The organism is Marivivens sp. JLT3646 (assembly GCF_001908835.1).
Taxonomy (GTDB): Bacteria; Pseudomonadota; Alphaproteobacteria; order Rhodobacterales; family Rhodobacteraceae; genus Marivivens; species Marivivens geojensis.
Genome location: NZ_CP018572.1, coordinates 2,385,252 through 2,396,142, shown reverse-complemented (window position 1 = coordinate 2,396,142; position 10,891 = coordinate 2,385,252). Strand labels below are relative to the sequence as shown.

Below are 10,891 nucleotides of genomic sequence, written 5' to 3'. Positions count from 1 at the left end.
CGGTCAGTCCTTCTTAGAATCTTTGGAGGAGCGGTAGAGGAAATACCCAGTCATTACAGCCCAAACAAAGGCCAACAGGAACCAAGTAATTGCATATTCGCGGTGATCATTTTTGATCCCCGCTGTGCTTACGGGAACGATGGTCACACGCGGGTCAGGCGCGGTCGTTGTGCGCAGGGCGACCATGAGTGGCTCTGTGCCCAGAGCTTCTGCCATCGCAGCCGTGTCGCGAGCGAACCAGATATTCGCGTTGAGGTCTGGGGCAGGGGACGTCGCTGCCGCATCGTCAGGCCAAAATAGGTTACCTGTGATGGTCTGTTCGGCCAGTGCTGGTGCGATGGATTTTGCTTCCAGCGGCATGACGCCCATATCCACCATGATACGGCGGTTATCATTGGTGACCCATGCCGAAATCACGCGGTATCCCGTGCCCGCAGCAGAGCCAGATGACAGAACATGGAGCTCTTGACCCGTTGGTGTGCCCGTTAGCGTCACGGCGATATACTCGTCGTCCGCTTCGGTCGCGGCGGCGGGCAGGGGGATCGCAGGGGCCGCGATGCGGCTCTCCATCTCAGCGAGGAGTTCCTGTTTCCAGTCGAGCCGTTGCATCTGCCATGTGCCGAGCGACAGCAGGACGGCCAAGCCACCCAAACCAAAGGTCAACAAGAAGAGAATTCGGCGCATCCGAACGTCCTTTGTAAACGAAACCGCGCGAGGCAGTCCCCGCGCGGTCATTGTCCTGTCATGGGCGGCGGGTCAAGTCCCGCCTGCGCAAACCTTAGGCTTGGCCCCAGATGTAGACTGCTGCGAAGAGGAACAGCCATACAACGTCAACGAAGTGCCAGTACCAAGCGGCTGCTTCGAAGCCGACATGCGATTCAGGCGAGAAGTGACCGCGAGTTGCGCGGATCAAACAAACAGTCAGGAAGATCGTACCGATGACGACGTGGAAACCGTGGAAGCCAGTTGCCATGAAGAAGGTATTGTAGAACACATCGCCCGAGAGCGACCAACCCATGTGCACGATCAGTTCGTAGTATTCGTAAACCTGAAGAATGGTGAAGAATACGCCGAGAATGATACCGATCGTCAGACCTTGGATAAGGTCTTTGCGGTTGTTTTCGTGAACCAGCGCGTGGTGTGCCCAAGTCACAGCAGCACCAGAGCAGAGCAGGATTAGGGTGTTGATCAGCGGCAGGTGGAAAGCATCAACCGGGACGATGGACGGCTCTACGTAGGAGGTGCCTTCGTAGGTGAACATCGGGTACATTTGGGTTTTAAAGAACGCCCAGAACCATGCCGCGAAGAACATAACTTCGGACATGATGAACAGGATCACGCCGTAGCGCAGACCAATGCGAACAACCGCAGTGTGGTCGCCTGCTTTGTTCTCTTTCACGGTGTCAGCCCACCATGCGCCTGCCGAGTAGAGCGACGCAACGAGGCCGATCAGGAACATCCAAGGCGTGTCGTTTGCCATCCACATGACGGCGCCGAACAGCATGATGAAGGCCGCTACAGCCGAAGTGAACGGCCAGATCGACGGCGGAAGAATGTGGTAGTCGTGGTTCTTAGCGTGAGCCATGTCAGTGTTCCCTGCGGCTGGTCTTTAGTTAAGTTTGGTTTCGGCGGGTGCCGTATCGGACAGTGCTGCCGTGTCTTGGTCCGGCAGCGGGATTTCAAAGAATGTATAGCTGAGCGTGATTGTATGCACGTATTTTGCGTCCCGATCGTCAACGATCGCGGGGTCTACAAAAAAGCTCACGGGCATAACCACGGTTTCACCTGGCTGCAGAACCTGTTCGGTAAAGCAGAAACATTCGATCTTATCAAAGAAACCACCCGCCTCATAAGGGACGACGTTATAGGTGGCTTGACCTGCAACGGGGCGGTTCGAGGTATTGGTCGCTTCGTAATAGGCGAGGGCGGTTTGGCCGATTTTCACGGTCATTTCGCGTTGAACGGGTTTGAACGACCACGGCAAAGATGGATCGGTCGAGCCGTCGAAGCGGATTTTCATTTCGCGTTCGAGGATCACGTCGCTTGCTGTTTCGACGACATTTGTCGCACCACCAAAGCCCGTGACCTTGCAGAACCAGCTGTAAAACGGAACCGAAGCCCAAGACAACGCACCCATGACGACCACAACTGTCACCAGTTGGACCACAGTGCGTTTAGCGCCTTGAAGGTTTGGGAACAGTGTCACTGACTAGCCTCCGTTGTTGCAGGGGTATCCATCGGCAAAAGTGCCGGACGCAAAACGTGATCGTTGCTTTCGAATTTACGGGCATCGCCCAGTTCGAGGACTTTGACCACGGTCAGGCCAAAGACCAAGCCAACAAAAGCCAGCAGCAGGATGAGCAGACCGTAGTTACGGCCTTTGCGACGTGAATGAAGTTCGTGTTCAACGCGGATAGTCATTAGAAGCTTCCGATCCCTTGAGTGCGCAGAGCTGCATCAATCATCAGGGCTGCAAAATGGAGGAACAAATAGGCGAGCGAGACTTTGAACGCCGAACGTTCGGCGGCAAAGCTGTCTGCCTCTGCGGTCTCTTCGTCACGGCGCCATACGGCGTAGCATGCCTTGAGGAACCACAGGTTCATGATAATCGCGGTTGCGAGGTAGACCCAGCCGCCGATCGAAGTGAATACGATAGCCATCGACACAGGAATCAGCGCGATCATGTAGCCCATGATGTGGTTGCGAGTGACGCGGCGACCGTGTGTTTCGGTCAGCATCGGCACACCAGCGCGGCCGTAGTCGGACTTAACAAAGATCGCCAGCGCCCAGAAGTGCGGTGGGGTCCACATAAAGATCAGCGCAACCATGAGAACCGATTCGATGGTGATGCTGCCGGTTGCAACCGCCCAGCCGATCATCGGCGGCAGCGCACCAGAGAGACCACCGATCACGATGTTCTGCGGTGTCGAGCGTTTCAGCCAGATCGTGTAGACGACGGCATAAAAGAAAATGGTGAACGCCAGCAGACCAGCCGCCAGCCAGTTCGACGCCAAACCCAAAAGCACAACCGAAAACCCGCTGAGCGCAAGACCGATGGCCAGTGCTTCTTCGGGCTGAACGCGACCCGAGGGGATCGGGCGGTTCGAAGTGCGCTTCATGATGCGGTCGATGTCAGCATCCCACCACATGTTCAACGCCGCCGAAGCGCCGCCGCCTACTGCGATGCACAAGATGCCAACAAAAGCGATGAAGGGGTGCACAGGCACAGGAGCCACGATCAGACCAACCAGCGCGGTAAACACCACGAGCGACATCACGCGGGGCTTCAGCAAAGCGACGTAATCGCCCATGCTGGCTTCGCGGGTGGTCTCTGGCAAGCTTGCGTCGGTCATTCGCGGCTCTTCCTGCGAGGTAATGGGGTGAAGCGAAGGGCGGGAAATCCCGCCCGTTCGTGTTCTGTGGTCGGCGGGGACAAGCCCTGCCACTCGGCGATTAGGCCGGGTATTCTTCTTTCGCAGCAGCCAGCCATTCGTCGTAGGCTTCTTGGCTGACAACTTTCAGAGTGATCGGCATGTAAGCGTGGTCTTTACCGCAGATTTCCGAACACTGACCGAAGTAGATGCCTTCGACTTCAGGTGCGAACCACAGTTGTGCCAGACGGCCAGGAACGGCGTCCTGTTTTACGCCCATTGCCGGCAGAGCGAAGGAGTGGATCACGTCCGCGCCAGTGACCTGCATCACGACAGTTGCGCCAACCGGAACAACGATCGCAGTGTCGGTTGCCAGAGCAAAGAGCGACGGATCGTAGCCGAAGTTCTCCATCAGAGCGTCCATAGCGTCGTCGCGAACGAACGGAGCGATTTCCGGACCTTCGTAGCCCATCGGAACCGAAGATGGGTGACCGATCATGTAGCTGTCGAATGCAACGCCATCATCAACGTATTCGTAAGACCAGTACCACTGGTTGCCGGTGACCTTGATGGTGATGTCACCTTCAGGGAATTCCTGCTGTTTGAACAGGATCGGCAGCGAGAACGCACCGATGAACACCAGAATAACGATCGGAATAACGGTCCAAGCGATTTCCAGCGGCGAGTTGTGGGTGAATGTTGCCGGCGTCGGGTTTGCGCGGCGGTTGTAGCGCACAATCACGATAGCCAGCAGAGCCACGACGAACAGGGTGATAACGGTGATGATCCCGAGGATCATACCGTCGAGCCACTGCAGGTCACGTGCGAGTTCAGACGCAGCCGGCTGGAAGCCCATGCCGCCTGGTGTCGGCGCACCGATTACTTCGAGTTGTTGGTTCACTTCCTGCGCTTTCGCAGCAACGCCAGCCAGTGCAAGGCCAGCGGCAGCGGAAAGCTTGGAGACAAAATTGGTCAATCGCATCTTTAACCCTGTGCTTTTAGGGGCACTGATGCCCCTCCCCTTAGTGTGGTACCCAAGAGAACAATCTCCGGAATCCCATTGTATCCAGCGTTGCATGTCCCATATCCTGCGACACAACTCAAGAACCACAAGGGCGGCATATTGTCCTTTTTTGACCTATGTCAAAGATAATATCACGAAAGTAAAATATGAAAACCGATCACTTCCGCCCCTTCGAAACCTCCCTAGATCAGGATCAAGCCCTTGTTTTGTTGCGTGAAGCGACTGCTGGGGCCGATGACGGAGAGCTTTTTCTCGAACGGCGTCGCGCGGAAGTTCTGACTTTAGACGATCGTCGTATCAAAACAGCCAGCTACGATTCTTCTGAAGGTTTTGGCCTCCGCGCCGTGCGTGGAGAGACGGCAGGCTACGCGCATTCGACGACAATCGACGAATCTTCGCTGAAAAGAGCGGTCGCGACGGCCCGTCTTGCGGTTGGTGACGGCGGCGGCACTTTGGCGATCGGCCCAAAGCCTACGAACGTAAAATTATATAGTGACGTTGATCCCATCGCGCAGGCGACCTTTCCAGCTAAGATCGACGTGCTGAACGAAATCGATGCTTTCGCGCGTGAATTGGATAGTCGGGTTGTTCAAGTGACCGCATCCCTTGCGGCCTCGCTGCAAGAGGTCGTGATTCTGCGGCCCGAAGGCACCATCGTCACAGACATTCGCCCGATGAGCCGCGTAAACGTCTCTGTCATCGTCGAGGATGCGAACGGGCGCCGCGAATCTGGGGGGCACGGTGGTGGTGGCCGTGAAGGGCTGATCGGTCTGATCTCGCGCGATCACTGGGAACCTGCCGTCCGCGAGGCGCTGCGCGTTGCTCTGGTAAATCTTGAGGCCGAAGCTGCCCCTGCGGGCGTGATGGATGTCGTTCTTGGACCGGGTTGGCCGGGGGTTCTGCTGCACGAAGCTGTGGGTCATGGCCTTGAAGGCGATTTTAACCGCAAAGGCACCAGCGCGTTTTCGGGACGTGTCGGCCAGCAGGTCGCTGCCAAAGGTGTGACTGTTCTGGATGATGGCACCATTCCAGGTCGTCGTGGGTCGATCACCGTCGATGACGAAGGCACGCCGTCCGGTAAAAACGTCCTGATCGAGGATGGTATCCTCGTTGGCTACATGCAGGACCGTCAGAACGCGCGATTGATGGGCGTTGAGGCGACAGGGAACGGGCGCCGTGAAAGTTTTGCCCACCTGCCGATGCCTCGCATGACCAACACATATATGTTAGGTGGTGACGCTGACCCCGCGGCGATCCTCGCTGATCTAAAGGACGGCATCTATGCGGTCGGCTTTGGCGGCGGTCAGGTCGACATCACGAACGGCAAGTTTGTGTTCTCTTGCACCGAAGCCTACCGCGTTAAAAACGGTATTGTTGGTGCGCCAGTGAAAGGTGCGACCTTAATCGGCGATGGCCCGACCGCGATGGGCCAAATTCGTGCCATCGGGAACGACATGGCGCTCGACCCCGGTATTGGCAACTGCGGCAAGGCAGGCCAGTGGGTTCCTGTTGGCGTAGGACAGCCGACACTCATGATCGGCGGGCTGACCGTCGGCGGCGCATCGTCGTAAATGGGCGTGTTCCTTAGTGGCAAAAATGGGCACAATATCGTGCCCATTTCAGCATCGGTACTCGCAGTTTTTCCGTCGTTCGTCGCGGTCCCATTGATTGGGTATGTTCTCTCTCTTGTGATACGGCGCACGCCTGCGCTCTACCTCAATGATTTTGCGGACAGACTAGAGTTTTTCCTCTTCACGCCCTTATCGATGAGCCCATTGATATCTTGGATAGGCTTTGCCACCGCGGTGCCGGTTTCACGTTACCTTTTGAGGATCGGTCTGGCTGGATGGGGTATCGCAATCTTGGTTGCAATTTTTACCCAGTTCCTTGGTGCAATATTTCTGTTCCCAGACTTTCATTTGTGGCGTTTAACAATTCTCCCCTCGATCGTTCTTGCGCTCGCGTATTGGCTCACGTTGCGGCTAAAATTCCCCCGAGCATTTAAGCCGGAGTAAGTCCTCGAAATTTACGGCTTCTTAAGTTTGCGGGTGTATCCCATACCTGCAGCAGACGGAGTACAGGATGACCGGAACCCTACGTTCTTCCACTCACCCCCCACTCCCACCCACCACGGAAGCCGACCGGTTTAACCGTCTCCGTCTGCTGCGATCCCGACGGGTTGGTGTCGCGACATTTCACCGACTGATCGCGGAGCATGGTTCGGCTGCAGTTGCATTAGAGGCTTTGCCCGAGGTTGCGCGCGCGGCGGGTGTCACCGATTACGCGATTTGTCCCGAAGGCGTCATTCATGCAGAACTCAAGGCGGCTCGCGCTGTCAAAGCACGGATGCTGTGCCTTGGCGATCCAGATTATCCTGCGTCACTGGCTACTCTAGATGACGCCCCGCCGATCCTCTGGGCGGTTGGCGATACGTCCATATTGACCCGCCCTATGGTCGCGCTGGTCGGTGCCCGCAATGCGTCCTCATTGGGCACGAGGATGGCGCGGAAACTCGCGGCGGATCTATCGGCGGCGGGGTATGTCATCGTGTCAGGCCTCGCTCGTGGTGTAGATGCCGCCGCACATCACGCCGCGATTGAGGTGGGGACTGTTGCGGTGTTGGGTGGTGGGGTCGATGTTATCTATCCCAACGAAAACGCAGAATTGTTCCACGCCATCGGGGCCAAAGGTCTGCGGTTGTCCGAGCAACCAATCGGTCTGCAACCCCAAGCTCGCCATTTCCCTGCGCGCAATCGCATCATTTCTGGCCTCAGTCGCGCGGTTGTCGTGGTCGAGGCAGCAGCGAAATCGGGCAGTCTGATCACCGCTGAGAATGCTCTGGCCCAAGGGCGGGAAGTCTTTGCCGTTCCGGGGCATCCGTTTGATGGGCGGGCAGGGGGCTGTAATGCGCTGATCCGCGATGGAGCGACGTTGATCCGTGGGGCCGAGGACGTGATTGCCGGTCTAATGCCATTGGTGGACGAGGCCCCCGAGCTGCCTCTCGCTCCGAACCCCCAGCCCCAGCGCAGTTTCAAAGACAGCAAGGAGCTCAACAAGCAAATCTTATCGCGCCTCGGGCCATCGCCAATCGCTGAAGATCAGCTGATCAGAGACATGAAGTCAGCGCCAAACCTCATTGCACCCGCATTGATCGCTCTTGAACTAGACGGGGCGATCCAACGGCATGTCGGTGGTTTGCTGTCGCGACTTTAGTTGCAACCGTACTCGAGAAGATCACCCCAACCTGCGCAAATGTCCTTGCGCTGCCACCAAACGTCCGTCGCAAACGCGGCCCAGTCGTAGACCTGCCAACCCGCTCCGCTTCGTTCATAGAACACGTTTATATCTGTGTGGTCGTTCACACCGAACATGATGTCTTTGGCTGCGGGTGCTCGTGTCAGGTCAATTTGCCCGCCGCCTGGTCGCTGTGCTGTTAGCCAAGCATAAGCGTGGTCGCCCTGAACAAGTAGGTCGTGCACGACAAATTCTACAGGTGCGCCGAATACGGATTCCGCATAAGGGCGGGCGGTGTTCATCAGCTCGGATCTGAGGCTAGTCCCGCGCTCTGGGGTGAACACTTGCTCTGCCATCGCGCCAATCGGAAGAGCGACAAGTGCAGCCATCGCGACGAATTTGAAAGTCATCAAAATACCCTCCTAACCAATCAGACCTTAGTTTGAAGTTATTTTGACAGTGTCGCTATGACCTTGATCAAGGGTGAGAAATGGGTGCATTGACATTCCACTGCGATAGCACACATGTTGCCGCGCCATACGCCAAAGCCTTTTATTACGGAGTTCCCATGCCAGTTGTTGTTGTCGAATCCCCGGCTAAAGCCAAGACAATCAACAAATATCTTGGATCGGACTACACGGTTTTGGCATCCTACGGTCACGTCCGCGACTTGCCTCCGAAAGACGGCTCTGTCGATACCGACTCCAATTTTGAGATGAAATGGGAAGTCGCGAATGACAGCAAAAAGCACGTTAAGGCGATTGCTGACGCGCTCAAGGACGACGACGTTCTTATCCTCGCAACCGACCCTGATCGCGAAGGCGAAGCGATCAGCTGGCACTTGCAAGAGACCCTGACCACGCGTCGCGCGATCAAGAAATCGACAACGGTTAGCCGCGTGACATTCAACGCGATCACCAAGAACGCCGTGACGGAGGCTATGAAAAACCCGCGTCAGGTCGACACCCATCTGGTTGAGGCGTATCTGGCCCGCCGTGCGCTGGACTACCTCGTTGGATTTAACCTTTCGCCTGTTCTGTGGCGCAAGCTCCCCGGTTCTAAATCGGCAGGCCGCGTGCAGTCCGTTTGTCTGCGACTGATCGTTGAACGCGAGATGGAGATTGAGGCGTTCAATCCTCAAGAATATTGGACCGTGAAGGCTGTTCTCGCGAACCCACGCGGTCAGCAGTTTGAGGCGCGTCTGACATCGTTCGCAGGCAAAAAGCTCGATAAATTTGATATTTCGACGGCAGCGCAGGCTGAACTAGCTGCCGCTGCGATTTCGAGCCGTGATTTGACGGTTCAGTCAGTTGAGGCAAAGCCCGCCAACCGTAACCCATCCCCGCCGTTCATGACCTCGACGCTTCAACAAGAAGCATCACGCAAGTTCGGCATGGGTGCTCGCCAAGCGATGAGCGCGGCCCAGCGTTTGTATGAAGCGGGTCTGATCACCTACATGCGTACCGACGGCATCGACATGGCGCCCGAGGCAGTCATGGCGGCGCGTGACGCGATCAGGGAAAAGTTCGGCGAAAAATACCTGCCGTCCAGCCCGCGCATGTACAAAAACAAGGCGAAGAATGCGCAGGAAGCGCACGAGTGTATTCGTCCGACAGATATGTTTATGTCGCCCGAAAAGGTCAAAATCTCGGACGCTGATCAGCAAAAACTCTACGATCTGATCTATAAACGCACCATCGCGAGCCAGATGGCAGCTGCGCAAATGGAACGCACCACGGTCGATATCGCATCGGCTGACGGTCAGGTTGTCTTGCGTGCCACGGGTCAGGTCGTTCTGTTTGAAGGCTTCATCGCGGTTTACGAAGAAGGCCGCGACGATAGCGTTGTGGATGACGACGATAAACGTCTGCCGCTCCTCGCTGCTGGCGACAAGACCGACAAGAAAGAGGTTCTGCCAGAGCAGCACTTCACCCAGCCGCCGCCGCGTTACACCGAGGCGACTTTGGTCAAAAAGATGGAAGAGCTGGGCATCGGTCGCCCGTCCACCTATGCCTCTATCGTGACCACGATTCAGGACCGCGATTATGTGACCAAGGATAAAGGTCGCCTGATCCCGCAGGACAAAGGCCGTTTGGTCACTGTCTTCCTGTCGAACTACTTCAAAAAGTATGTGGAGTATGACTTCACGGCGAGCCTTGAGAACGAACTTGATGAAGTGTCGGCGGGTGAGGTGGATTACCACGACCTGCTGAGACGGTTCTGGAAGGATTTCTCGGCGGCGATTGCAGAAACGTCTGAACTCCGGATCACTGAGGTTCTCGACAAGATCAACGAAGTTCTCGAACCGCATCTTTTCCCCGCCAAAGAGGACGGCAGCGATCCGCGTGCTTGTCCGAACTGTGGCGCTGGGCGTTTGTCCATGCGGACGGCGCGCTCTGGTGGTGCGTTCATCGGTTGTTCGAATTATCCCGAATGCCGCTTTACCCGTCCGTTCGGCCCTCCGGGGATGGAACAAACGGGTATCGGTCCAGACGGCAAACTTCTGGGTCACGATGATGGCGATCCAATCTCGCTCCGCGATGGTCGCTATGGTCCCTATGTTCAACGTGGCGAAGCGTCTGAGGATTTCCCAAAACCTCCACGTGCAAGCCTGCCTAAAGGTTGGACGACAGACACTATCGACCTTGATAAGGCGCTGATGCTTCTGAACCTGCCGCGCGAAATCGGCCCGCACCCCGAAGATGGCGTTGTGGTCGAGGCGGGCATCGGTCGCTTTGGTCCGTTTGTGAAACACGGCACGACCTATGCGAACCTCAAAGAGGTGGATGAGGTCTTTGACATCGGTATGAACCGCGCCGTCGAAGTGCTCGCCCTGAAAAAGGCAGGTCGTGGTGGACGTGAGGCCGCGAAACCGCTCAAGGAACTGGGTGATCACCCTGATGGCGGCGCGATGGCGGTCATGTCGGGTCGATATGGTCCCTACATCAAATGGGATAAGGTCAACGCGACGCTGCCCAAAGACGTAGACCCAGAGACGGTGACGGTCGAACAAGCGATTGAGCTGGTGAACGAAAAAGCCGCGAAGTCGGGAAAGAAACGCAAGGCCCCCGCGAAAAAGGCTGCAGCGAAAAAGCCCGCCGCCAAGAAGGCCACAGCGAAAAAAGCGCCAGCGAAAAAAGCAGCTAGCGACGAATGACATAGAACGGCGGGCCAAGGCTCGCCGCTTTCTTTTGCAGGTGCAGAAAAAACCACGGGACAGCGGCGATTTTTTCAGTAATCTAACCGCCATGATGAGGGAGGC

Annotated in this window: 11 protein-coding genes; 4 read left to right on the top strand and 7 right to left on the bottom strand. The window is 56.6% G+C overall.

Annotated elements, in window-relative coordinates; genetic code table 11:
- Positions 1–3: 3 nt before the first annotated feature.
- The 6 genes from BSK21_RS11930 to coxB form a co-directional block, all read right to left on the bottom strand.
- The gene (locus BSK21_RS11930; RefSeq protein WP_067550764.1) at positions 4–684 is read right to left on the bottom strand and encodes an SURF1 family protein; all 681 of its coding nucleotides are present in this window, start codon (positions 682–684) and stop codon (positions 4–6) included.
- Positions 685–778: 94 nt separating this feature from the next.
- Positions 779–1,585, bottom strand: a complete 807-nt coding sequence (locus tag BSK21_RS11925) for a cytochrome c oxidase subunit 3 (protein WP_067550763.1) — start codon at positions 1,583–1,585, stop codon at positions 779–781.
- Positions 1,586–1,609: 24 nt separating this feature from the next.
- Positions 1,610–2,206: a cytochrome c oxidase assembly protein gene (locus BSK21_RS11920; RefSeq protein WP_067550762.1), complete on the bottom strand. Its 597-nt coding sequence runs from the start codon at positions 2,204–2,206 to the stop codon at positions 1,610–1,612.
- Entirely contained in the window at positions 2,203–2,421 is a 219-nt protein-coding gene (locus BSK21_RS11915; protein WP_067550761.1) for a hypothetical protein, read from the bottom strand. The genes BSK21_RS11920 and BSK21_RS11915 overlap by 4 nt, the downstream gene beginning before the upstream one ends.
- A complete protein-coding gene (gene cyoE / locus BSK21_RS11910) occupies positions 2,421–3,353 on the bottom strand; it encodes a heme o synthase (protein WP_067550760.1) in 933 nt (310 codons plus the stop codon). The genes BSK21_RS11915 and cyoE overlap by 1 nt, the downstream gene beginning before the upstream one ends.
- Before the next feature lie 100 nt (positions 3,354–3,453).
- Complete coding sequence (gene coxB, locus BSK21_RS11905; RefSeq protein ID WP_067550759.1) at positions 3,454–4,353, bottom strand: cytochrome c oxidase subunit II; 900 nt, start codon at positions 4,351–4,353, stop codon at positions 3,454–3,456.
- Positions 4,354–4,541: 188 nt separating this feature from the next.
- Here coxB and tldD point away from each other — a divergent pair, with 188 nt between their 5' ends.
- From tldD to dprA, 3 genes are all read left to right on the top strand, one after another.
- On the top strand, positions 4,542–5,966 hold the full coding sequence (tldD, locus tag BSK21_RS11900; protein WP_067550758.1) for a metalloprotease TldD: 1,425 nt from the start codon (positions 4,542–4,544) through the stop codon (positions 5,964–5,966).
- Positions 5,967–6,410 (top strand): hypothetical protein, encoded by a 444-nt coding sequence (locus BSK21_RS11895; protein ID WP_067550757.1) that lies wholly within the window; start codon positions 5,967–5,969, stop codon positions 6,408–6,410.
- 67 nt (positions 6,411–6,477) lie between these two features.
- Positions 6,478–7,608, top strand: coding sequence for a DNA-processing protein DprA (dprA, locus tag BSK21_RS11890; protein ID WP_067550756.1), 1,131 nt, complete (start codon positions 6,478–6,480; stop codon positions 7,606–7,608).
- Here dprA and BSK21_RS11885 read toward each other — a convergent pair.
- Positions 7,605–8,039 carry a hypothetical protein gene (locus BSK21_RS11885; RefSeq protein WP_067550755.1) on the bottom strand — a complete coding sequence of 145 codons (435 nt, stop codon included), beginning with the start codon at positions 8,037–8,039 and terminating at the stop codon, positions 7,605–7,607. The two genes, dprA and BSK21_RS11885, sit on opposite strands and share 4 nt — an antisense overlap.
- Positions 8,040–8,197: 158 nt before the next feature.
- On the opposite strand from BSK21_RS11885, the gene topA reads away from it, so the two are divergent.
- Positions 8,198–10,786, top strand: a complete 2,589-nt coding sequence (gene topA / locus BSK21_RS11880) for a type I DNA topoisomerase (protein WP_067550754.1) — start codon at positions 8,198–8,200, stop codon at positions 10,784–10,786.
- Positions 10,787–10,891: the final 105 nt, after the last annotated feature.